We start from the raw sequence: 22,251 nt of genomic DNA, 5'->3' as shown, positions 1-22,251 counted from the left end.
ATGCATTTACCCGTTTTAAATACCGGCAACCTGGTACTGAGACCAATAGACGAAAAAGATACCGCCGCCCTGTTCAGGCATTTTTCGGATGATACCGTCACAAAATATATGGACATTGATTCATTTTCCAATATCAGTGAAGCCACCCATATTATACAGTTTTTCCGCCAAAGCCTGGAAAAGGAAGAAGGCATGCGATGGGCCATCACACTGGCCGGAAAGGATGAACTGATAGGCACCTGCGGGTATCACAAAATCAACAAAACACATTTCAAAGCGGAAATCGGCTACGATCTGCGACCCATCTACTGGGGCAAAGGCATTATGAAAGAAGCGATAAGCGCCATGCTCAGTTATGGCTATGAAGAATTGCAGTTCAACCGCATTGAAGCCTTTGTGGACCCGGAAAATCAGGCGTCGTCCAAACTGTTGAGCAGATTGGGATTCCGCTACGAAGGCTTTTTAAGAGATGCCTTCTTTGAAAAAGGAAAATTTGTAAATGCAGAACTCTACAGTCTTCTAAGACACGAACATACACGCGAATCTATTTTCTAATTATTATATCATGAGCTTACAATTTCGGCATGCTACAGAAGCCGACCTGCCAAGGATCGTTGAAATTTATAACACCACTATCGCCAGCAGAATGGTGACTGCCGACACCTCACCTGTTACTGTTGAAAGCCGGCTACCCTGGTTTCATGCGCACAACAATACCCGCCGTCCCCCTGTGGATGATAGACGACAACGGCAGTAATGTGGGCTGGATGAGCTTTCAATCGTTTTACGGCCGGCCGGCCTACGACGGCACAGTAGAAGTAAGCATCTATCTCGATGAAACGATGCGTGGCAAGGGATTAGGCAAAAAAATACTGCAACATGCCATTACCGTAGCGCCGGAATTTGGCGTACAAACACTGCTGGGTTTTATTTTTGCGCACAACGAACCCAGTCTGAAACTGTTTCTGAATATGGGTTTTGAAGAATGGGCGCACCTGCCGGAAATTGCGGTACTGGATGGAGTGGAAAGAAGTTTAAAAATTTTAGGTAGAAAGATCTGATTCCGGCTACAACATTCCTTCAGTTTTCCGGGATAACTTACAAACCGTAAAAGGAAAAATATGTGGTGGTTTTATGCATTACTATCCGCTTTCTTCGCGGCCTTAACCGCTATCCTGGCCAAAATCGGGGTAGCGGACATCCCTTCCAACCTGGCTACCGCCATCAGAACCCTCGTTATATTGGTATTGGCCTGGGCCATTGTGTTTGCAAGAGGGGAATATAAAGGCGCCGGCGCCCTGTCCAAACACGCACTGCTCTTTCTCATCTTATCCGGTATCGCTACCGGTTGTTCCTGGATCTTTTATTTCAAAGCGCTCCAGATCGGCAAAGTATCGCAGGTAGCCCCCGTGGATAAGCTCAGTGTGGCGCTCACCATTCTCCTCTCCGCTATCTTCCTTCACGAAACACTCACCCTGAAAACCGCCATCGGCGCCAGCCTCATCATCGCCGGCACCCTGGTGCTCATCCTGAAATAACAGTCTCACGCGGATTTTGTCTTTCTCGCTGATTACGCTGATTATAATGATTAGCTTGATTTTTACTTTTGGATTTTTTTAGATTTCTTTGATTTTTTCAATAATAATTAAGGGAGATAAAAGCGAATATATCCGCTGCTATCTCCCTTAATCCTTTATAAAATCCAAAAGTAAAAATCAAGCTAATCATTATAATCAGCGTAATCAGCGAGAAAGACAAAATCCGCTACTCCGCCTCTATCTTATACACACAACGGCGGGCGCCGTTGATAATATGCTCCATCCGGGACACATTCATTTTCTCCCCGAGTATGCTCACAAACGTGCGCATTTCGGAAGTACAGATATTGTCGCATTCTGTGGCGGCGCAGCAAATGGGACAGTGATTCTCTATGAAGTAATACGTATCGCCTTCTTTTTTCCATTCCGCCAGGTACCCTTCGCCGGAGCGGATGGCCGCAAACGAGGTGAGCCGGTTTTCAATACCGTTGACGCCTTCCAGGGCGCTGCTGTATTTTTCCAGCTGGCTTTTTTCCCGGGCGTTCACCACGTTATCGAGCGCTTCCTTACCCAATACCGTTTTAATGGTCTGGATCAGCTGAAGGGTGAGTTCGGTATGTGTGTCAGGGAAACGGGCATTACCCAGGGGGGTAAGACTCCATATTAAAACAGGGCGTCCTACGCCTTTGGAAGCACTTTCCGACTGCACCAATCCTTCTTCTGCCAGTTTAAGCAGTTGAAGCCTGGCGCCCTCTCCGGTAATACCCAATTCGTTGGCCAATTCAGCTGCAGACAGCGGTCCCCGGGTCTTGAGCAACGTCAAAAACCGTTCGGCAGCATTCTTGGTTCGTATTGGATAATTTTCCAAGTTCTTACTTGTTTTATTCTCAAATATCGGTATTTTTGTGAAAGCTAAAAAAAAGATTTTGGGATTTTGGTGAGTTTATGAGATCCTTCATCAAAATTTAATCTCATAATCATTTAAATTTCTAAAAGTTAAATATTAATGAACGTCCTGATATTTAATGGTGCGATAGATGACCGTCCTTATGCCACAGCAAACCAGCTGGCGGTGTATCTGACGGAACAGTTAAAAGAGAAAGGATTTTCCCCGGAGATCTTTAGTCTGGGTAACGCCCAGATCCCCTTTTTCTCCCAGGCGGAAGCAGGAACGAAACCACCCGCAGTAGACGCCATGTGCAAAGCTTTTTGTAAGGCAGACCTGCATATCTGGATGACTCCTTTATATCATGGCAGCATGACCGGCGCCATGAAAAATTGCCTGGACTGGCTCGAGATGACAAGCAAGAACCAGCGTCCTTATTTAACAGGAAAGGTTGTAGCTTTGCTGTCCTGGGCGGACGGCACCCAGGCCATGCAGGGTATAAATGCGATGGATGCAGTGGCAAAGGCACTAAGGGCGTGGGTTTTACCATATTCCCTGCCCATTTTGAAAGACAACCTGTATGACCCCGAAACCCGGGGGTTCACTGAGTTCTATAAAAATAAACTGGATACGATGGTGCAGTTACTGTGTGCGGCTAAATCGCATGTAGTGGCTGGTATTGAAGGATAAACAGATAAGGATAGGCCGGGAAACCGGTAAATAGCTAATTAAAACAAATTCTGAGTATGATAACCGTTTCAGAAAAAGCAGGAGAATATATAAAAGCGCTGATGGAAAAAGAACATCATGCGCCGGGCACCTTTGTACGGGTAGGCGTAAAAGGTGGTGGCTGTTCTGGTCTTGAATATGTGATGAAATTTGAAGCAACCGAAGAAGAAGGCGACCAGATTTTTGAAGATAAAGGCGTAAAAGTAGTAGTACAAATGAAAAGCCTCCTTTACCTGTATGGTACAGAACTGGACTATTCTGATGGACTCAACGGAAAAGGCCTCTACTTTAATAATCCAAATGCAACCAGAACGTGTAGCTGCGGCGAAAGCTTTGCGGTTTAAATATTAAACTTGTATGATCAACAGTAACGAAATAATTGATGATATAGCCAATAAGGAGTACGAGTTTGGCTTTAGCACCGATATTGAAATGGATATAGCTCCTCCGGGGCTGAATGAAGATATCATCCGTTTTATTTCGGCGAAGAAGAATGAGCCCGAATGGCTGCTGGAATGGCGCCTGAAGGGATTTGCCGCGTTTAAGAAAATGGAATTCCCGAAATGGCAGCACTTTGAAATGCCTAAGCTTGATCTGCAGGCACTTTCCTATTATGCCGCACCAAAGAAGAAAATACAGCTCAACAGCCTGGATGAAGTAGATCCGGAACTGCTGGCTACCTTCGCAAAACTGGGTATTCCCCTGAATGAACAGAAAGCCCTTACCGGTGTAGCCGTGGATGCCGTTTTTGACAGCGTTTCCGTAGCCACCACTTTCAAAGGGAAACTGAAAGAAATGGGCGTTATCTTCTGCTCTTTCGGTGAAGCAGTACAGGAACACCCCGACCTGGTAAAGAAATACCTGGGCAGCGTGGTTCCCCATACGGATAACATCTTCGCAGCACTCAACGCCGCCGTATTTTCCGATGGTTCCTTCGTTTACATTCCCAAAGGCGTACGATGCCCGATGGAACTGAGCACTTACTTCCGTATCAACGCACAGAACACCGGACAATTTGAACGTACCCTGATCATCGCAGACGACAACAGCTACGTAAGCTATCTCGAAGGCTGCACCGCTCCCATGCGTGATGAAAATCAACTGCACGCCGCAGTAGTGGAACTGATAGCTCTCGAGCAAGCTGAAATAAAATACTCTACCGTACAAAACTGGTATCCCGGCGATAAAGACGGTAAAGGCGGTATCTATAACTTCGTTACCAAAAGAGGCATCTGCAAAGGCGCTGCCAGTAAGATCTCCTGGACACAGGTGGAAACCGGCTCCGCTATTACCTGGAAATATCCCAGCGTAATCCTGCAGGGCGACCACTCCGAAGGTGAATTTTACTCCGTGGCAGTAGTCCGTAACAAACAGATCGCTGATACCGGTACCAAGATCCACCACATCGGTAAAGGCACCAAAAGCCGCATCATCTCCAAAGGTATTTCCGCCGGCAGAGGCGATAACAGCTACCGCGGCCTGGTATCCGTTGGGCCACGTGCCGATAACGCACGTAACTTTACCCAGTGCGATTCCCTGCTCATCGGTAACCAATGCGGCTCCCACACCTTCCCGTATATCGAATCAAGGAACAAAACAGCCATGATCGAACACGAAGCCACCACTTCGAAAATTGGGGAAGACCAGATCTTCTACCTGAACCAACGTGGCATCGACAGCGAAAAGGCAGTTGCCCTGATCGTAAACGGCTATGTGAAGGAAGTACTGAACCAACTCCCGATGGAGTTTGCAGTAGAAGCGCAAAAATTATTATCTATTACACTTGAAGGAAGCGTTGGATAACTCATTATCCAATTAATACATACAGAACGAAATAAAACAATCATGCTGACGATTAAAAATCTGCACGCAGAAGTAGAAGGGAAAAAAATTCTGAAAGGCATTAATCTCGAAATAAACAAAGGAGAAATGCACGCTATCATGGGACCTAACGGTTCCGGCAAAAGCTCACTGGCTTCTGTTCTGGCGGGACGTGATAACTACACTGTCACCGAAGGTGAAGTTTGGTTCAACGGCAAAAATCTGCTGGATATGGCTCCGGAAGAACGCGCCCGCGAAGGTGTTTTCCTCGCTTTTCAATACCCCGTAGAAATTCCAGGTGTTTCCAACCTCAACTTCCTCAAAACCGCACTGAACGAAATCAGGGCGTATAAAGGTCTCCCGGCCCTCGAAGCCAGGGAATTCCTGAAGCTGACCAAAGAAAAACAACAACTGGTCGATTTTCACTCCAACCTGATGAACCGTTCCCTGAACGAAGGATTCAGCGGTGGCGAAAAGAAACGTAACGAAATTTTCCAACTCGCTATGCTGAATCCGCAGCTCGCCATATTGGATGAAACAGATTCCGGACTGGATATCGATGCACTGCGTATTGTTTCAAATGGTGTAAACAAATTACGCGATGCAGAAAAATCTTTCGTAGTGATTACTCACTATCAACGCCTGCTGGAGTATATCATACCTGACTTTGTGCATGTATTATACAACGGCCGTATTATTAAAACCGGTACCAAAGAACTGGCACTGGAACTCGAAGAAAGAGGATACGACTGGCTGAAAGAGGAATTACATTTGAAAGAATCTGTATAAAAAGAACTATGACAAGCGATATGATATTGCCATTTTACCAGGCGTTAACAGAAGATGTAAATGCACTGTCGGCACAGGCTCCCTCCCTCGCTACCGATACGCTGCAGGACATCCGCCGCAAGGCGCTGGAGCGTTTCTCTGCGATAGGCTTGCCTACGCTGAAAACGGAAGCATGGCGCTACACGAATATTCAGCGCTACCTGAAAGAGTTTCCTTATGAACTGCTTACCACTGCTTCCCCCGTTGCGGAAGAAGTAGTAAACAGCACCGCTATTCCTGAACTGGACTGCTACCGCATTGTGCTGGTAAATGGCCACCTGCAGGCGGATCAGTCTACCCTGCCGCAAGGCAAAGGTATCACCGTTGGCGCCATGAGTGCCCATACCACCGCACCAGGCTTTGTTACTTATTTCAATGAACAGCACCACCTGGCCGCAGAATCATTGGCACAGCTCAATACAGCCCTCTTCGCCGATGGCCTGTATATCGAACTGGCCACCAACACCGTGGTCGATAAACCCATACATGTAGTAAACGTTTACTCCTGTACAGCGCATGCCTTCATTCAGCCACGCCACCTGTGGATCCTGAACAGAAACGCTGCCGCCACCATCATCGAAACTTCCATTCACCCGGAAACCGCCACCATCGCTTTTGCGAACAGTGTACTGGAAACCGTGGTACTGGAAAATGCAGAACTGTGGCACTATAATGTACAACAGGGCGCTGAAAGCTTCCGGGAAGTACATACCACCGCTGCACAGCAACACAAAGACAGCCGTTACCACCATTTTAATTTCACCCTGCCAAACACCCCGTTCACCCGTAACAACCTGAGCGTGGCCCTGAATGGCAGTCATACCGAAACTAATCTGAACGGTTTATATATTGCCAGCAAACACCAGCATGTAGATAACCATACCTTTATGGATCACATCATGCCGGACTGCAACAGCAACGAACTGTACAAAGGCGTACTGCTCGATAACGCCAACGGCGTATTTACCGGCAAGATCCTTGTACACCAGGAAGCACAGAAAACAAATGCTTTCCAGCAGAACAATAACCTCCTGCTCGGTACCAAAGCGGACATCAATTCACAGCCTCAGCTGGAAATTTATGCCGACGACGTAAAGTGCAGCCACGGTTTTACTGCCGGTCAGTTCAGTGAAGAGTCCATGTTCTACCTCCGCTCACGCGGTATTGGCGAAGATGCGGCAAAAGCACTGATGGTAAACGCCTTCTCCCACGACATCACAGATGCAGTGAAGGTGCCTGCCCTGCAACATTTCCTGCAGACGCAGATTGCGGAGATCATGAATAACTAATTTTACGATGGAACATATTGCTAACATCATAACCGACGGCCTGGACGTAAAGCAGATCAGAAAGGATTTTCCTATCCTGCAGCAACAGGTACATGGTAAACCGCTGGTATACTTCGACAACGGAGCTACCACGCAGAAACCACAGGTTGTAATAGACACGGAAGCCCGCTATTACGAAGAATATAACAGCAATGTGCACCGGGGTGTACATCACCTGAGCCAGGTAGCTACCAACGCATACGAAAAAGCCCGCATCACCATTGCAGGTTATATCAATGCCGCAGACCCGCATGAAGTAATCTTCACCGCAGGTACCACCGCCGGCATCAACCTGGTAGCCAATACCATGAGCCGCCGCTTCCTTCAGCCGGGCGACAGCGTCATCATTTCCGCCATGGAACACCATAGTAATATAGTGCCCTGGCAGATAGCCTGCGAAGAAACCGGCGCCACACTCAAGGTAATTCCTATCAACGACCGCGGCGAACTCCGGATGGACGCATACAAAGCCATGCTGGATGATTCCGTGAAAATAGTAGCCGTTACCTACGTTTCCAATACCATGGGAACCGTAAACCCGGTACAGGACATTATAACGCTGGCGCATGCACGCAATATACCGGTACTGCTCGATGCCGCCCAGGCAATCCAGCATATCAGTATCGATGTACAGGCGCTCGACGTGGATTTCCTGGCTTTCTCCGGCCATAAAATTTATGGCCCTACCGGCACCGGCGTACTCTATGGCAAAAAAGAATGGCTCAATAAACTGCCCCCCTACCAGGGCGGCGGCGATATGATCAAAACCGTTACTTTCGAAAAAACAATCTATAACGAACTGCCGTATAAATTTGAAGCCGGTACCCCCAACATTGCCGGTGGCATCGCATTGGGTGCGGCTATCGAATACCTGCAGCAAACAGGGATCTCCAAAATCCAGCAATGGGAAGAAGAGCTGATGGAATATGCCATGCAGGAACTACGCCAGATCGATGGCATTCGTTTTATCGGAGACGCCACAGAAAGAAGCGGCGCCATCTCCTTCCTGGTACACAACATCCACCCGTTTGATATGGGTGAACTGCTGGATCAGCAAGGCATCGCCGTAAGAACAGGACACCACTGCACCGAACCACTGATGGATATCTTTAAAATCCCGGGTACCGTGCGTGCATCCCTTTCTTTCTATAATACCAAAGAAGAAATAGACAAACTGGTAGCCGGCATAAAAAGAGCCGCCGCCATGCTTTTGTAAACAGGTGAATATGACGATTCAGGAAATACAGGAAGAAATAATATCCGATTTTTCGGTGATGGGCAGCTGGGAAGATAAATACGAATATATCATCCAGCTGGGTAAGGAATTACCGCTCATCTCAGAAGAATTTAAAACGCCGGACAATCTCATCAAAGGCTGCCAGTCGCGCGTGTGGCTGCATACAGAGCTGAAAGACGGGAAACTTTTTTTTACCGGCGACAGCGATGCCGTTATCACCAAAGGCCTCGTAAGCCTGATGATCTATGTACTTTCCGGTCATACGCCACAGGAAATTGCCGCAGCAGACATTTATTTTATCGATGCTATCGGCTTGAGCAGCCATCTCTCCCCCACCCGCTCCAACGGGTTGCTGAGTATGCTCAAACAAATGAAGCTGTACGCCATCGCCTACCAGGCTAAAATTAATCAGCAATGAGTGAAGCAATATTAAGAGAACAGATAGAAGCACAGCTCAAAACCGTATTCGACCCGGAAATCCCGGTGAACATATGGGAACTTGGACTGGTATACGAAGTAAAGATCAAGGAAAATAACAGGATCGGTATCGATATGACCCTTACCGCCCCTGGCTGCCCCGTAGCCGGCGATATTATCCGCGAAGTAGATGAAAAAATAAGAAATATAGAAGGCGTTTCCGATGTGGATGTGCACCTTACTTTTGATCCCCCCTGGACAAAAGAAATGATGAGCGAAGAAGCTAAACTGGAACTCGGCTTTCTGTAAAACAACACAATACTTACATACTAAAACCAAATATCAGATACACTGCGTAGTGTTACCTGATATTTGGTTTTTTATTTTATGGAATTATTTACTTTGCGCTTTAAATCGTTAATCCATTGAACCTATCCGACGAACAAGTGCTTGCTATGGCGCCTGATGAATCTTCCCGTAAATCCGGGAAGGATCTGGCTAATCCGGCTAAATGGGTTAGTAAAGGCGTCAGCGATATAGCGTTATGGGGCGAATGCCAGGGCAGCGGCAGCAAACCATACCAGACACAGATAGATACCGGCAACATGGCATTCAAATGCAGTTGCCCCAGCCGTAAGTTTCCCTGTAAACACGGACTGGGCCTGCTGTTGCTCTACTCCAGGCAACGGGCTTCCTTCCAGAAAGAAACACCACCGTCCTGGGTAAGCGAATGGCTCGCCAAACGCGCCGAAAAAGAAGAGAAGAAAAATACATCCGCCACTTCAACAGAGAAGCAGCCAGATACGTCCGCACAGGCCAAAAGGCAACAGGCACGCATGCAGAAAGTAAGCGACGGCGCCGCAGAACTTCTCCGCTGGATAAAAGATCTCGTGCGCAACGGTATCATGGATATGCCCGAAAAAGATCCGGCTTTCTTCGAAAATATGATCCGCCGCATGGTAGATGCACAGGCCCCCGGCCTCGCCGCCATGTTGCGCGAACTGGCAGACATCAGCTACTTCCACGACGGATGGCAATCCGTTTTTATCACCCAGCTCACACGCATTTACCTCGTTATACAGGGCTATCAGCACCTCAGCGACCTCCCACCAGCACTCCGGCAGGATATCCGCACCCTCGCCGGTTTTTCTACCTCACAGGAAGAACTGAAGGAACAAAACGGTATCACCGACACCTGGCAGGTACTGGGAAAACAAACCACGGAAGAAGACCGCCTCGTGGTGGAACGCTACTGGCTGTACGGCATAAATACCAAACGTCCCGCACTGATACTGCAGTTTTATGTACGCGGACAAAGCACCATCGCCAATACCCTCACTCCCGGCAGCGCCATCAATGCGGAACTGGTATTTTATCCTTCCGCAGCACCGCTGCGCGCACTGATCAAACAACAGGTAACAGTGCCGGCAAACCACACCTTCAGCGGCTATGCCGGATGGCAGGAAGTAGTAACCGCGCAAACCGCCATCAATGAAGTATTGCCCGTGTATAACGACCAGGTATATACGATCGCAGACCTTACCCCTGTTTGGCACGCGGATCAATGGTGGCTACAGGACAGCCGTCAGCAACTCATGGCCGTGAAAAAAACTTTCCAGCACACCTGGAAACTGCTGGCGCTGAGCGGGGGAACACCCCTCCATATGGCAGTTACCGGTAAAGAAACCCAATATGAACCCATTGGCGTTTGGCATGAACAGGAATATAAAATACTATAATGGAGCACTGGCATCAACTCATTAATACCGCCTTACTGGGCACCGCTAAAAAACCGGTAGACAGCACCGGTATGAACGGCCCCCTGCAACAGGCGGCCCATACCATCCTGACAGGCGAACACACAGATAAAGAAGATAAGTTCCTGCAACTGGCAGCAGTGCTCTATAACTACCGCCTGAGCGGCACGCAACCCGTTACCGCCAACGTAGCACCCATGAAAGTGTGCCCGCCGGAAACAAAACTTTACTGCAAGCCCGCCGCCATAAGAGTACTGCAACAGGTACTGGAAACCGAAAGCATCCAGCTGCTCCAGCTATGGCTCGAATACTGCGCCAAGGCCAATGTACTCCTGCCACCGGCGCAACTGCCCGTGATGCTCGACAAAGGCTGGCGGAATAAATCATTGCGCGCATTGATCGCTGCTACGGGCGGACAACGTGCGGAATGGCTCGGGCACTTTAACCCCGACTGGAACTTTTCACGCGTAGCGGATACCATCGAAGACAGATGGCAGAATGGCGCCACCGCACAGCGTTTTGAAGCGCTGAAGGAGTTGCGTGCAACCGATCCCGTAATGGCGCGCACCTGGCTGGAGCAATCCTGGCCTAAAGAAAGCGCTACCGTGAAAACGGAACTGCTCTCCGTACTGGAACAACCTGCCCATCCCGCAGACATTCCCTGGCTGGAATCGCTGCTCACCGAAAAAAGTAAACAGGTAAAAGACACCGCCACCCGCATCCTGAAAAAACTGCCCGGCTCCTCCCTCCATGAAAAATACTGGCAGATCGTCGCCGGCGCCATACAACTCGATGAATACGGTCAGGTAACGGTAGCGCTCCCGGAAATAACGGACGACAGCATTTTCCAGAGCGGCATCGAAAAACTCAGCAACGATAAAAGCATTACGGATGAAACACACATCCTCTACCAGCTGATCAGCTTCGTACACCCCGCCCGCTGGGAAGAACATTTTAACCGGAATACGGAAAGGGTCATCGCCCTCTTCCAGCTACAGGAATCGCTGAAACCTTTTATCCCTGCGCTGGTGCTGGCTATTGCCTGGTTTGAAGACAAAGCGCGCGCTGTCTCGTTTATGGAGCACAGCGAAACTTTTTATATAGATATCATCCCCCTGCTACCACCGGAACAACAACAGCAGTTCAGTGAAAAGTTTTTTGATGAACACCCGGACTCCATTATCCAGTATGCCTGCAACAACCAGGAAGAATGGAGCCTCCCGCTATGTACCCGGATCTTCAAATATGCGGCCACACAGCCTTACACCTACAATCAGCAATTCATGAATAATCATATCCGGCAGATACCCGTAGCCATTGCCGCCACCCTGGATGATATCACACCCGTGGAGGCCTATCACACCGGGTACTGGAATAATATCAAAGTTCACCTGGGCCGGCTGCTCCAGGCAAAAAGCCAGATACAATCACTTTAATCCAAACACATTAATCAACATACCATGTCAGACATTTTACGCTACCACGCCGAACAACTGTACGCACAGGAGCTGGAAGAACTGAAAAAAGACGACGCAGGGAAGCGTCCGCAAAACTGGTTACTGCCGCCACAAGCGGTAGTTACTTACCTGATCGGCGGGAAACTGAAGAACGGTTTTGAAGTCACCCCTAAATATATTGGCAGCAAACGCCTCATGGAAATAGCCGTGGCTACCCTCGCCACCGACAGGGCCCTGCTGCTGTATGGTTTGCCTGGCACCGCCAAAAGTTGGGTGAGCGAACACCTCGCCGCAGCCATCAGCGGCGATTCCACGCTCATCATTCAGGGTACCGCCGGTACCAGCGAAGAAAGTGTGCGCTATGGCTGGAACTACGCCCGCCTGCTGGCCGAAGGCCCTACCCGGAATGCCCTGGTGGAAACCCCGGTGATGCGCGCGATGCAGGAAGGAAAAATTGCCCGCATAGAAGAACTCACCCGCATCGGCGCCGATGTGCAGGATACCCTCATCACTATCCTGTCGGAAAAAACGCTTCCCATTCCTGAACTGAATACGGAAGTGCAGGCCACCAAAGGATTCAATATCATTGCTACCGCCAACAACCGCGATAAAGGCGTAAATGAATTATCCAGTGCGCTGAAACGCCGCTTCAATACTGTTATCTTGCCTGTTCCGGATTCCATGGAAGAAGAAATTGATATTGTAAGAAGAAGGGTGGAAAGCTTTGAAAAAACGATGGACCTGCCGGCAGAAAAACCTGCGGTGGAAGAAATCCGCCGCATCGTTACCATCTTCCGCGAACTCCGCAACGGCGTTACCCTCGATGGCAAAACCAAGCTGAAGTCGCCCGGCGGCACCCTCAGCACCGCTGAAGCCATTTCTGTGGTGAATAATGGTCTCACCCTGGCCGCCTGGTTCGGCGATGGCACCCTCAATGCTGCGGATCTGGCCGCCGGCATCATCGGCGCTGTAGTGAAAGATCCCGTTCAGGATAAACTGGTTTGGCAGGAATATCTCGAAACAGTGGTAAAAACACGGGAGGATTGGAAAGATGTGTACCGCGCCTGCCGTGACCTGGCTTAACAGCAGGTAAGGTTCAGGTCCGCCTTTAAAGCGGGGATGAAGCGTATCAAGTCCACCTTTATGAAGGCTATAAAGCGTGATACAACGTGAAAACTCCTGCTTTACTGCTTTAGTTTTTACTTTAATAGTAATTTCATAAGTAGATCATAATGTGTTCATTACATTATGTTTGTTTAGAAATTACTTTCAGTATAATTTCCGGGAGATGCCGAACTGCTGGCACTCCATTCATTTGTTAATAATGATCGACGTATGTCCGTACATATATTAGGTATCCGGCACCACGGCCCTGGCTCAGCCAGGAATGTAAAAGCTTTCCTGGAAGAGCTGCAACCGGATATTGTGCTGATCGAAGGACCACCGGAAGCAGATGCCTTGCTGCAATGGGCTGGTCATGAAGAGCTGCAACCACCCGTGGCCATCCTGGCTTATCAGCCGGATAGTCCGCAGAAAGCCTGCTTCTATCCATTTGCGGCCTTCTCACCGGAATGGCAGGCCATGCTGTATGCCAAAACCCACCGCATCCACGCCCGCTTTATGGACCTTCCCCTGGCCCATGTATTCGGCATGGAAAACGAAGCCGCGGCAAAAAGAGCAGCCGGCGCTCAAAAAGAGGAAGCTCAAAAAGAAGAAGCTGAAAACACAATACCAGGGGAAGACATGCCTCCCGCGGAACTGAACTCCGCATTGAATGCTTCCACGAAAGCATTCAATGCGGAAGAACTGGACCTGGAATTTCTCCCGCCATCACCGCAGGACCCGGTCGCCCACCTGGCCCATGCCGCCGGATACGACGATGGCGAACGCTGGTGGGAACATATGTTTGAATACCGCCTCGGACAGGAACAGGTATTTGAGGCGGTGCATGACGCCATGCACGCCCTCCGGGAAGAACTCCCCCGGCGGTACGACCGGAAAGAAGCCCTCCGTGAAGCCTGGATGCGGAAGTGCATCCGTCAGGCAGAAAAGGAAATGTTCCAGCGGATAGCCGTCATATGCGGCGCCTGGCACGCACCGGCGCTGCAAACCATGCCCAAACAAAAAGATGATAACGACCTGCTGAAAGGCCTCCCCAAAGTAAAAGTGGAATGCACCTGGATACCATGGACGTATAGTCGCCTCAGTTATGAAAGCGGCTATGGCGCCGGCATTCCGTCACCGGGATGGTACGAACACATCTGGGAATACCCTGCCGATGATGGTACCCGCTGGATGGCGCTGGTAGCAAAGCTCTTCAGGGAGCAGCAACAGGATACCTCCGTGGCGCACGTAATGGAAGCAGTACGCCTGGCCAACGCATTGGCTGCCCTCCGTCATTATCCCAGACCCGGATTGGAAGAACTCAACGAGGCCACCCTCAGTGTGCTCTGCAACGGGGAAAGTATCCTCATGCAACTGATCCGTGATGAGCTGATTGTACGCAACCGGATCGGGAAAGTACCCCCAGAAGTACCTACGCCTCCACTCCAGGCCGATATTTCCCGGTGGCAGAAAAAACTAAGGCTGCCGCAAACAGCTGACTTTAAAGACTATACCCTCGACCTGCGGAAAGACACGGACCTGGAAAGAAGTATTTTCCTCCACCGCCTGCAACTGCTGGAAATATACTGGGGAAAACGTTTCGAGGTATCCGGGAAAGGTACCTTCAAAGAACAATGGCGCCTGCAATGGGACCCCGCCTTTTCCATTGATATCATCGAAAAAGGCAGTTGGGGAAATACCGTAGCAGAAGCCGCTACCAGCTTTGTTACCAACACCGCCAATAATACCGGCACTCTTCAGCAGGTATGTAAAATGCTGGAATCCGCCATCCCTGCAGAACTCCCCGCTGTAGTGGAAGTATTGATCCACCGGATCAACAACCTCGCTGCCGCCTCCGGCGATGTGCTCCAGCTGATGGAAGTAATTCCCTCACTGGTAAATATCAGCCGCTATGGCAACGTGCGCAAAACAGATGCGGCGCTGGTCAGCAACATCACCGAAAGCATGATAGGCCGCATCTGCATCAGCTTACCCGCTGCCTGCACCGCCGTTGCCGATGATGCCGCACTCCCGCTGCTGGATCTCTTCTTTGCCATGAACGACGCCATTAACCTCATACAGGATAATGCCCTCACCACCTCCTGGCAGGAAACGCTGCTGGCCATTTCCCGCAACGCGCAATCGGCCCCCATGATAGCCGGCTACGCTTCACGGCTCCTCTTCGACGGCAAAATAATGACGGGGGAAACATTGGTAAAAGCTTTCAGTGTATCCATGTCAGTAGCCAATCCGCCTGCACTGGCGGCCGCCTGGCTGGAGGGCTTCCTCAGGGGCAGCGGTACCCTGCTGCTCCTGGATGAAGAGCTGTGGGACATGGTGCATAATTGGGTTTCCCAACTGGAAAATGATATTTTCATACAGGTATTGCCGTTATTACGCCGCACCTTTTCTAACTTTACCGCCCCGGAACGAAAAAAACTGGGCGACAAAGTGAAACACGGCGGAAATGGAACCAGCATAAAAGCAACTACCACAGGGGATATAGATCATGACCGGGGCGCCCGGGGCATCCCCGTAGTGATGCAGCTGCTGGGATTTAAAGACGCTAAATTATTACCGGATGGAGCATGAAGAACAGGTTCGCAGGTGGCGGCTCGTACTGGGTGGATCCCAGAATGACGGTACCTCCTTCCCGTTAAATAAAACGGACCTGCAGTTGGACAAAACACTGGAAGCCCTGTACGACAGCACCAGGCAGGGAGGATTAGGACCATCCTCTCCAAACGTAAGCCGCTGGCTGGGCGATATCAGGAGCTACTTTCCCGCCTCTGTGGTGCAGGTAATGCAACAAGATGCCCTCAAACGCCTGAACCTCACCCAGATGCTCTTCGAAAAAGAGATGCTGGAAAACATAGAACCCGATGTACACATGGTGGCCACCCTGATGACTTTGAGCAAGGTTATCCCGGAAAAAACCAAAGACACCGCCCGGCAGGTAGTGAAAAAAGTAGTGGATGAACTGATGCGGAAACTGGCGCAACCCACCCAGCAGGCCATCACCGGCAGCTTAAACCGCAGCGCACGCAACCGGCGCCCACGGCATAACGAGGTGAACTGGCCTCTAACTATCCAGAAAAATCTGCAACACTATCAACCGGAGTATAAAACCATTATCCCTGAAACACTGATCGGGTACGGCCGCAAACGGTCGGCGCTGAAAGAAGTGGTATTATGCCTGGATCAAAGCGGATCAATGGGTACCTCTGTCGTTTATTCTGGTATCTTTGGGGCTGTAATGGCTTCTATCCCGGCGCTAAAAACACAGATGGTGGTTTTTGATACCGCCGTGGCAGACCTTACAGAAGAATTGCAGGACCCGGTGGAACTGCTGTTCGGCGTACAACTGGGCGGAGGTACAGATATCCATGCCGCACTGAAATACTGCGCACAGATCATCACCAAACCGGCAGACACCGTACTGGTACTGATCACCGATCTCTTTGAAGGAGGAGATGAAAAAAATATGCGGAAACGCTTTACCGAACTTGCAGCAGCAGGTGTACAGGTAATCGTACTGCTGGCGCTGAACGATGAAGGCGCCCCCAGCTACGATCACGAGAATGCCCAATTCCTGGCAAACCTCGGAATACCCGTATTCGCCTGCTCCCCGGACAAGTTTCCGGAGATGATGGCCTGCGCATTGAGCAAACAGGATGTTGCACAATGGGCAGCAAAAGAAGATATTGTGCTGAAAAAATAATCTGAATCTATCTATACCCTTATGCCATACAAAAAGGAAACTATACTACCTCTTGTTGAAAAACTGAAACAACTGAATGACTATGAAAACATCGCAGGCGCTATACAGTCCGGGGTAGATTTCCTTACAGGGCACACCTATGAAACACCGGTATTTCCCACCGCTGAAACCGCCCGGCAAATGGGACATTTCATCTCCCTGCTGCAAATTCCCGACCACTGGGACGACAACGACCGGCTCATACTAAAGCTGATTTCACCACCGATTACCTGGAACGAATGCAGGGAAACCTTCCTGACAACCATCATTCCGATGATGGACATGCCCGGCACCTCCTCTTCCATTGTACTGCGGTTCAGCTATTTTACCAGCTACCTCCAGCAACGGGGTTGCACACCGGAAGAAATCGGCTCTCTCATGATCAGCTATTCCAGGGACGGTAACAACTTCGACCTTGCACCGCTGAAATTCACGCCCCTGCGCAAATTTCTGCAGGACCTGATCAAAAGTGCGGAACCACATGTGATCAACGCCTATGTAAACACCTGGCGTAAAAAAGGATGGAACTCCCTCTTCTTCCGGCTCCTTACCAAAGGGCACCCGGACCGGGAAATGGAATACCTGGAAAACATCCTCCTGCTGCCGGAATACCTTCCGGATCAACAGGCCGTGTCCCGCGTATTACTGCAAAACAACCCGGGCAAGTATGAACCGCTGATCGAAAAAACAACCACGCAACTGGCTGCACTACCCGATTATGCCGCCGCCGTCAGTGGTTATTATCTTCTCGCCGGTCATCTTCCCGAAAAATATAACCAACGGCTGCTGAAAGCAGCCTACGATTACCTGGAAAGGCAGGTTGCCGGCCCATACACACCGGAATCGGGGTACTCAAAGGTAACAGGGGAACATACCGCCCAACAACATGCCCCCCGGCGTGCTGGCAGTGCGCGGCTTGCTGCACCTCGACCGCCCCGCAGCCGTTCCTTATCTCGCTGACCTGCTTGCTCAAAAACGTTCGCTCCACCCCGAAGCCTTCCAGGTGCTGGCAGACGAGTTACAGGAACAGGCAGCACCCATGCTGCTGCACGCACTGGAAAATGATTACGACGCCAGAACAATACTCCCGGTGCTCTCCCAGCTGGACAAGGCGCTGTATATAGATCAGCTCTGGCCATACACCCTGCATAAACTGAAATCAGTTCGTACGCTCGTTGCCGTGATACTGGCGGAACACCCGCAGGCGCTGGAAAGAGCGGCGGAATTACTGGGGCATAAGAAAGCCGATCAACGCTTAACCGCCGTACAGATCCTGTCTAAACTCGACCATGAGCATGCCCGGGAACTGCTGCAACAGGCGCTCCACAAGGAAGTAAACGACGATGCACGTGACCTGATGCTGGAAACACTGGGAGGACATACCCTCACAGATACCGACGACCTGGTGCTCGTTACCAGGCTGGTGATGTTTGCAAAGAAAAGACACAAACTCTCCAAACCGGCAGAGAAATGGCTGGACGACAAAGCCTTGCCGCCGCTCTACCTGCTGGATGGTACAGTGATGACCACCGACATGATGCGCTTCCTGATTTACCGCATGTCGAGGGTAACGGAAGTACACGCCGACGTGGAAGCCAAACCACTGCTGCGTTTGATCGACCGGTCCCGCAGCGGCGACTTTGCCCGCGCACTCTATAAAGCATATGCCGACCAGGGCGGCGACCTGAAGCTAAAGTACCTCATGACGCTCACCGCCCTGCTGGGAGACGACCTGCTGGCCGATACCCTGCGGGAAGACATACAGCTCTGGATTACCACCAAACGGCTCAAAATGGCGGAACACGGCGTGGGCGCGCTGGCCCTGCATGGCAGCAATAAAGCGCTCCGCGAAGTGGAATTCTTCTCACGCAGGTACCGCTTCCGTAAAGCAGTAGTAGGCGCTGCAGCCCTCCGGGCGCTGGAGCTGACGGCCACAGAAAGAGGTCTAACGCTGCAGGAGCTGATCGATTCAATAGTGCCTGATTTTGGCTTCGATGGACTGTACCGGTCCTTTGAAGTGAAAGGCGAAACATACCGCGCATTCCTCGACAGTAACTTTAAACCGGCTTACATTAATGATAAGGGCCGTCGCCTGAAAGCCATTCCCGTAGCCACTCCCAGGGAAATCAGGAATGCTTTCAAAGCACTGCCAAAGGAAATGGCCGATACCATCAAAGTACAAACACAGCGACTGGAACTTTTCCTGGAAGAACAAAGAAAATGGAGCGCCGAAAAATGGCAGGCCGTATTCCGGCACAACCCGGTGATGTCCGTTTTCGCCACAAGGCTTGTCTGGGCGTTATTCGATGAAGGCGATCAGCTGATCACCGCCTTCTACTGCGATGAAAACATAACACCACGGACGCTTACCGGCGACTCCCTTACCCTTCCGGAAAATGCGCAGGTAAGGATATTGCATCCCATTCACCTGGATACAGCTACCCTGCAGCAATGGAAAGATACATTCAAGGCGCAGCCGGTGTTTCCTCAACTGGACAGGCCCGTAACCCTGCCGCAAAATTATGCGGTAGAATACGACTATGGCGACGCCTCTATGGAAAACGGATTACCAAGCGGTTATATGGAACAGGAAGGTTAATGGCGCAGTTCTTTTAAATCACGGGATTTTATTGTATTTTTTCACCTTAACCAAGTGAACAATAAAAATCTACGTATGTTAAAACTACGCTCCACCCTGGCATTGGCCGGCCTGCTGCTGCTATCGGTAAGTACCATGCCCCTGCAGGCAATCAATATTATTCCGCAGCCGTCGGAAGTAAAAACATTGTCTGGCACGTTCTCTTTATCCGGCGCCACTGCCATCATTCCAGGCAAGTGCGCCGGCGAGGCCAACCAGCTGCAACAGGCATTACAGGAAACATATGGACTCTCTCTCACACTGAAACCTGCTGCCAAAAACAACTACATCCGCTTCTCCCTGGACGCAAAACTGGAGAAGGAATTAGGCAAGGAAGGCTACCAGCTGCAGGTAACGCCTGATAACATCACCATCACCGCGGCAACTACAACCGGCGTGTTTTATGGTATACAGTCTTTACGCCAACTCATTACCGCCAACGGCAGCGCATATACGATTAATGCCGTGTCCATCAAAGACAAGCCCCGCTTTGGCTGGAGGGCATTCATGCTGGATGAAGGCCGCTACTTCAAAGGCGGCGAAACCGTAAAACACCTCCTGGATGAAATGGCGCTGCTGAAAATGAACGTTTTCCACTGGCACCTCACCGACGACCAGGGCTGGCGTATTGAAATCAAAAAATATCCCCTGCTTACCACTGTCGGCAGCAAACGCGATTCCACCCAATCCGGTACCTGGAACAGCAAAGTATACGACGGCAAACCCCACGAAGGGTTTTATACGCAGGAACAGATTAAAGACATTATCAAATACGCGGCAGACAGGCACATCACCATTGTTCCTGAAATAGAAATGCCGGGCCATTCCAGCGCGGCCATTGCAGCCTATCCGTGGCTTGGCACCACCCACACGCCTATCAGGGTTCCGGGTAAATTCGGTGTGCATTACGACGTTTTCAATGTGTCTGATCCCAAAGTGATCGCCTTCCTGGAAGATGTGTTGCAGGAAGTGATTACCCTCTTCCCCTCTAAAGTGATCCATATCGGCGGCGACGAAGTAAAATACGACCAGTGGAAAGCAGATGCCGGTGTAAATGCCTTCATGAAAGCGCATCAGCTTGGCTCTCCTGCCGACCTGCAGATTGCTTTCACCAACAATATCTCCAACTACCTGGCAAGCAAAAAACGCCGTATGGCCGGATGGAACGAAATCATGGGCACAAAGCTGCATGAGTTCACTGATAGCAAAGATGTTTCCGCTACGGAAAAACTCGCAGCCGGTACCATTGTGCAATTCTGGAAAGGGGAGCTGAAACTGATCACCGATGCGGTGTCTAAAGGATACGACGTAATCAATTCCTATCACGCCATGACTTACCTGGATTACAGCTACAAGGAAATATCACTGGAAAAAGCCTACAGCTTTGATCCCATCCCCGAAGGCCTTGATCCGAAGTTCCACAGCAAAATACTGGGCAGTGGCTGCCAGATGTGGGGTGAATGGATTCCGGATGTAAAAACAATGAACCACCAGGTATTTCCCCGCCTGGCGGCTTATGCAGAAGACGCGTGGACCATTCCCGCCAATAAAAACTTCACACAGTTCTCCGATGCACTGCAATACTTCTATACCCGCTGGGATAAAGAAGGTATTCAGTACAATAAATAATTGTAAAACAGCTATTGCAGCCATACCAGGCTGCAATAGCTGTTATTTCGCCGGCACCAGCTTCAGGGTGTCGCCTGCCTTTTGCAGGTGATAAATGATAATCCCTTTGGTGTTTGCAGTTAACGCATCGGGATCACCTTCCCTGAACGCCGGAAAAGTACGTACCAGCGTTTTCTCTTTTATAAAAAATGTATCCTGTCCCCTGTAATCCTTTTGCTGCATGGTATCCAGGGAAACAGTGTTAATCCTTGTCACTTTAGGCCGGCCTATTTCAAAAGCATAGATCTTACCAAACCGGCCGGTACCCTCCGATAACATTTGCAGGTAAAGCTCCGGTTTATCGTTTCCATCCAGGTCTGCGATCATCATATTTTTCAGCTGCCCTTTCACGTCATGCTCAATGGTACTGTCTGCCTGTGTAGAATCCTTTTTGCTGCCTACCGCCAGGATAAGATCCCGCATACTGCCGGTACCAGAGGCAATCGCCGAAATGCGGTAATCGCCATATGTAGTATCTAACGAGATGCTTTCCGATTTTTCTTCTGGCACGCCCTGAACCGGGGCATTGGCCGAATCTTTGGCTGCCCGCTCCTGCTCATTCTGCATCGGGCTGTTACATGCGGTGCAAATTACCACCGCCAACAGCGATAACCTGAAAAATGTGTGATCCATATGCTGCTGATTTAAAAGCCCGGCCGCCGGTTAGCGGCCGGAACTGCCTGTCATCAATGCTTTTTATGTTTATTAGCTTTGGTGTCTTTACTGTTGTGCGTGGTATCGCTGCCTTTATAATCCTGTTCTTCATTTTTCCTGCTGTCAAGATTATCCCTGATTTCGGGCCGTGGCATATTGGAAAAAGACTGTTGTTTACTTTGCCGGGTGTTCTCATTTCTGGTGCCTTTCATAAGATAAATTTTTGGTGAACAATATCTTAACCGCCACAAAAGCAGTGCCTCACGTTCTTCCGGCCGTCCATAGGGGTATACAGTATGGGATAACGTGTCTGTCACTCCACTGTTTGACGTGCAATATCCACAGTAAAAACGGGAATAAATAACGCAACGATAAGATAACTGAAATATTGTCAGCAGCTTACATCAACAGTGCTCTGCCGCTGGAAAG

General features: G+C 50.0%; 23 protein-coding genes. 20 read left to right on the top strand and 3 right to left on the bottom strand.

Annotated elements, in window-relative coordinates; all coding sequences use genetic code 11:
* From QFZ51_RS16385 to QFZ51_RS16370, 4 genes are read left to right on the top strand one after another with little or no spacing between them, the layout of a single operon-like run.
* Entirely contained in the window at nucleotides 1–555 is a 555-nt protein-coding gene (locus QFZ51_RS16385; RefSeq protein WP_429047235.1) for a GNAT family N-acetyltransferase, read from the top strand.
* A gap of 10 nt (nucleotides 556–565) precedes the next feature.
* Entirely contained in the window at nucleotides 566–757 is a 192-nt protein-coding gene (locus QFZ51_RS16380; RefSeq protein ID WP_429047233.1) for an N-acetyltransferase family protein, read from the top strand.
* Nucleotides 702–1,061 (top strand): N-acetyltransferase family protein, encoded by a 360-nt coding sequence (locus QFZ51_RS16375; RefSeq protein WP_429047232.1) that lies wholly within the window; start codon nucleotides 702–704, stop codon nucleotides 1,059–1,061. Before QFZ51_RS16380 ends, QFZ51_RS16375 begins: the two co-directional genes overlap by 56 nt.
* 60 nt (nucleotides 1,062–1,121) lie before the next feature.
* Nucleotides 1,122–1,538, top strand: coding sequence for an EamA family transporter (locus QFZ51_RS16370; RefSeq protein ID WP_429047230.1), 417 nt, complete (start codon nucleotides 1,122–1,124; stop codon nucleotides 1,536–1,538).
* A gap of 226 nt (nucleotides 1,539–1,764) precedes the next feature.
* Here the strand turns inward: QFZ51_RS16370 and QFZ51_RS16365 are convergent, their stop codons facing one another.
* Nucleotides 1,765–2,406, bottom strand: coding sequence for a helix-turn-helix transcriptional regulator (locus QFZ51_RS16365; RefSeq protein ID WP_370909919.1), 642 nt, complete (start codon nucleotides 2,404–2,406; stop codon nucleotides 1,765–1,767).
* 138 nt (nucleotides 2,407–2,544) lie between these two features.
* Here QFZ51_RS16365 and QFZ51_RS16360 point away from each other — a divergent pair, with 138 nt between their 5' ends.
* From QFZ51_RS16360 to QFZ51_RS16285, 16 genes are all read left to right on the top strand, one after another.
* Nucleotides 2,545–3,114 carry an NADPH-dependent FMN reductase gene (locus QFZ51_RS16360; protein WP_079467720.1) on the top strand — a complete coding sequence of 190 codons (570 nt, stop codon included), beginning with the start codon at nucleotides 2,545–2,547 and terminating at the stop codon, nucleotides 3,112–3,114.
* A gap of 56 nt (nucleotides 3,115–3,170) precedes the next feature.
* Entirely contained in the window at nucleotides 3,171–3,497 is a 327-nt protein-coding gene (locus tag QFZ51_RS16355; protein ID WP_370909918.1) for a HesB/IscA family protein, read from the top strand.
* Nucleotides 3,498–3,510: 13 nt separating this feature from the next.
* Entirely contained in the window at nucleotides 3,511–4,956 is a 1,446-nt protein-coding gene (gene sufB / locus QFZ51_RS16350; protein ID WP_370909917.1) for a Fe-S cluster assembly protein SufB, read from the top strand.
* Between the two features lie 42 nt (nucleotides 4,957–4,998).
* Nucleotides 4,999–5,763, top strand: coding sequence for a Fe-S cluster assembly ATPase SufC (gene sufC / locus QFZ51_RS16345; protein ID WP_370909916.1), 765 nt, complete (start codon nucleotides 4,999–5,001; stop codon nucleotides 5,761–5,763).
* 8 nt (nucleotides 5,764–5,771) lie between these two features.
* Nucleotides 5,772–7,091 carry a Fe-S cluster assembly protein SufD gene (gene sufD / locus QFZ51_RS16340; RefSeq protein ID WP_429047227.1) on the top strand — a complete coding sequence of 440 codons (1,320 nt, stop codon included), beginning with the start codon at nucleotides 5,772–5,774 and terminating at the stop codon, nucleotides 7,089–7,091.
* A 7-nt stretch (nucleotides 7,092–7,098) separates the two neighbouring features.
* The gene (locus QFZ51_RS16335; RefSeq protein WP_429047225.1) at nucleotides 7,099–8,346 is read left to right on the top strand and encodes an aminotransferase class V-fold PLP-dependent enzyme; all 1,248 of its coding nucleotides are present in this window, start codon (nucleotides 7,099–7,101) and stop codon (nucleotides 8,344–8,346) included.
* A 10-nt stretch (nucleotides 8,347–8,356) separates the two neighbouring features.
* Nucleotides 8,357–8,785 (top strand): SufE family protein, encoded by a 429-nt coding sequence (locus QFZ51_RS16330; protein WP_370909913.1) that lies wholly within the window; start codon nucleotides 8,357–8,359, stop codon nucleotides 8,783–8,785.
* Nucleotides 8,782–9,093 carry an iron-sulfur cluster assembly protein gene (locus QFZ51_RS16325; protein WP_429047223.1) on the top strand — a complete coding sequence of 104 codons (312 nt, stop codon included), beginning with the start codon at nucleotides 8,782–8,784 and terminating at the stop codon, nucleotides 9,091–9,093. The genes QFZ51_RS16330 and QFZ51_RS16325 overlap by 4 nt, the downstream gene beginning before the upstream one ends.
* 116 nt (nucleotides 9,094–9,209) lie before the next feature.
* On the top strand, nucleotides 9,210–10,523 hold the full coding sequence (locus QFZ51_RS16320) for an SWIM zinc finger family protein (RefSeq protein WP_429047221.1): 1,314 nt from the start codon (nucleotides 9,210–9,212) through the stop codon (nucleotides 10,521–10,523).
* Complete coding sequence (locus tag QFZ51_RS16315) at nucleotides 10,523–11,977, top strand: DUF5691 domain-containing protein (protein WP_429047219.1); 1,455 nt, start codon at nucleotides 10,523–10,525, stop codon at nucleotides 11,975–11,977. Before QFZ51_RS16320 ends, QFZ51_RS16315 begins: the two co-directional genes overlap by 1 nt.
* Before the next feature lie 24 nt (nucleotides 11,978–12,001).
* The gene (locus QFZ51_RS16310) at nucleotides 12,002–13,081 is read left to right on the top strand and encodes an ATP-binding protein (RefSeq protein WP_429047218.1); all 1,080 of its coding nucleotides are present in this window, start codon (nucleotides 12,002–12,004) and stop codon (nucleotides 13,079–13,081) included.
* Nucleotides 13,082–13,333: 252 nt separating this feature from the next.
* Nucleotides 13,334–15,694 carry a DUF5682 family protein gene (locus tag QFZ51_RS16305; RefSeq protein ID WP_429047217.1) on the top strand — a complete coding sequence of 787 codons (2,361 nt, stop codon included), beginning with the start codon at nucleotides 13,334–13,336 and terminating at the stop codon, nucleotides 15,692–15,694.
* Nucleotides 15,684–16,823, top strand: a complete 1,140-nt coding sequence (locus QFZ51_RS16300; RefSeq protein ID WP_370909907.1) for a VWA domain-containing protein — start codon at nucleotides 15,684–15,686, stop codon at nucleotides 16,821–16,823. Before QFZ51_RS16305 ends, QFZ51_RS16300 begins: the two co-directional genes overlap by 11 nt.
* Nucleotides 16,824–16,844: 21 nt before the next feature.
* On the top strand, nucleotides 16,845–17,822 hold the full coding sequence (locus QFZ51_RS16295) for a hypothetical protein (protein WP_429047215.1): 978 nt from the start codon (nucleotides 16,845–16,847) through the stop codon (nucleotides 17,820–17,822).
* The gene (locus QFZ51_RS16290; RefSeq protein WP_429047213.1) at nucleotides 17,749–19,461 is read left to right on the top strand and encodes a DUF4132 domain-containing protein; all 1,713 of its coding nucleotides are present in this window, start codon (nucleotides 17,749–17,751) and stop codon (nucleotides 19,459–19,461) included. The genes QFZ51_RS16295 and QFZ51_RS16290 overlap by 74 nt, the downstream gene beginning before the upstream one ends.
* Before the next feature lie 75 nt (nucleotides 19,462–19,536).
* On the top strand, nucleotides 19,537–21,129 hold the full coding sequence (locus tag QFZ51_RS16285) for a beta-N-acetylhexosaminidase (RefSeq protein WP_429047211.1): 1,593 nt from the start codon (nucleotides 19,537–19,539) through the stop codon (nucleotides 21,127–21,129).
* Nucleotides 21,130–21,171: 42 nt separating this feature from the next.
* Here the strand turns inward: QFZ51_RS16285 and QFZ51_RS16280 are convergent, their stop codons facing one another.
* Nucleotides 21,172–21,801 (bottom strand): hypothetical protein, encoded by a 630-nt coding sequence (locus tag QFZ51_RS16280; protein ID WP_429047209.1) that lies wholly within the window; start codon nucleotides 21,799–21,801, stop codon nucleotides 21,172–21,174.
* Between the two features lie 53 nt (nucleotides 21,802–21,854).
* Entirely contained in the window at nucleotides 21,855–22,034 is a 180-nt protein-coding gene (locus QFZ51_RS16275; protein ID WP_370909903.1) for a hypothetical protein, read from the bottom strand.
* Nucleotides 22,035–22,251: the final 217 nt, after the last annotated feature.

The organism is Chitinophaga sp. W3I9 (genome assembly GCF_050434025.1).
In the GTDB taxonomy this organism is placed as follows: domain Bacteria; phylum Bacteroidota; class Bacteroidia; order Chitinophagales; family Chitinophagaceae; genus Chitinophaga.
Note: the sequence above shows the minus strand (reverse complement) of the source record. Positions and strands in the feature narration are given on the sequence as shown.

Bases quoted from the DNA above. Each gene is read 5' to 3' on its own strand.
- sufC (WP_370909916.1), top strand. From the start codon at position 4,999: ATGCTGACGATTAAAAATCTGCACGCAGAAGTAGAAGGGAAAAAAATT.
- sufB (WP_370909917.1), top strand. From the start codon at position 3,511: ATGATCAACAGTAACGAAATAATTGATGATATAGCCAATAAGGAGTAC.
- QFZ51_RS16375 (WP_429047232.1), top strand. From the start codon at position 702: ATGCGCACAACAATACCCGCCGTCCCCCTGTGGATGATAGACGACAAC.
- QFZ51_RS16310 (WP_429047218.1), top strand. From the start codon at position 12,002: ATGTCAGACATTTTACGCTACCACGCCGAACAACTGTACGCACAGGAG.
- QFZ51_RS16325 (WP_429047223.1), top strand. From the start codon at position 8,782: ATGAGTGAAGCAATATTAAGAGAACAGATAGAAGCACAGCTCAAAACC.
- QFZ51_RS16330 (WP_370909913.1), top strand. From the start codon at position 8,357: ATGACGATTCAGGAAATACAGGAAGAAATAATATCCGATTTTTCGGTG.
- QFZ51_RS16305 (WP_429047217.1), top strand. From the start codon at position 13,334: ATGTCCGTACATATATTAGGTATCCGGCACCACGGCCCTGGCTCAGCC.
- sufD (WP_429047227.1), top strand. From the start codon at position 5,772: ATGACAAGCGATATGATATTGCCATTTTACCAGGCGTTAACAGAAGAT.
- QFZ51_RS16300 (WP_370909907.1), top strand. From the start codon at position 15,684: ATGGAGCATGAAGAACAGGTTCGCAGGTGGCGGCTCGTACTGGGTGGA.
- QFZ51_RS16295 (WP_429047215.1), top strand. From the start codon at position 16,845: ATGCCATACAAAAAGGAAACTATACTACCTCTTGTTGAAAAACTGAAA.
- QFZ51_RS16370 (WP_429047230.1), top strand. From the start codon at position 1,122: ATGTGGTGGTTTTATGCATTACTATCCGCTTTCTTCGCGGCCTTAACC.
- QFZ51_RS16360 (WP_079467720.1), top strand. From the start codon at position 2,545: ATGAACGTCCTGATATTTAATGGTGCGATAGATGACCGTCCTTATGCC.
- QFZ51_RS16385 (WP_429047235.1), top strand. From the start codon at position 1: ATGCATTTACCCGTTTTAAATACCGGCAACCTGGTACTGAGACCAATA.
- QFZ51_RS16380 (WP_429047233.1), top strand. From the start codon at position 566: ATGAGCTTACAATTTCGGCATGCTACAGAAGCCGACCTGCCAAGGATC.
- QFZ51_RS16335 (WP_429047225.1), top strand. From the start codon at position 7,099: ATGGAACATATTGCTAACATCATAACCGACGGCCTGGACGTAAAGCAG.
- QFZ51_RS16275 (WP_370909903.1), bottom strand. From the start codon at position 22,034: ATGAAAGGCACCAGAAATGAGAACACCCGGCAAAGTAAACAACAGTCT.
- QFZ51_RS16315 (WP_429047219.1), top strand. From the start codon at position 10,523: ATGGAGCACTGGCATCAACTCATTAATACCGCCTTACTGGGCACCGCT.
- QFZ51_RS16285 (WP_429047211.1), top strand. From the start codon at position 19,537: ATGTTAAAACTACGCTCCACCCTGGCATTGGCCGGCCTGCTGCTGCTA.
- QFZ51_RS16355 (WP_370909918.1), top strand. From the start codon at position 3,171: ATGATAACCGTTTCAGAAAAAGCAGGAGAATATATAAAAGCGCTGATG.
- QFZ51_RS16290 (WP_429047213.1), top strand. From the start codon at position 17,749: ATGCCCCCCGGCGTGCTGGCAGTGCGCGGCTTGCTGCACCTCGACCGC.
- QFZ51_RS16280 (WP_429047209.1), bottom strand. From the start codon at position 21,801: ATGGATCACACATTTTTCAGGTTATCGCTGTTGGCGGTGGTAATTTGC.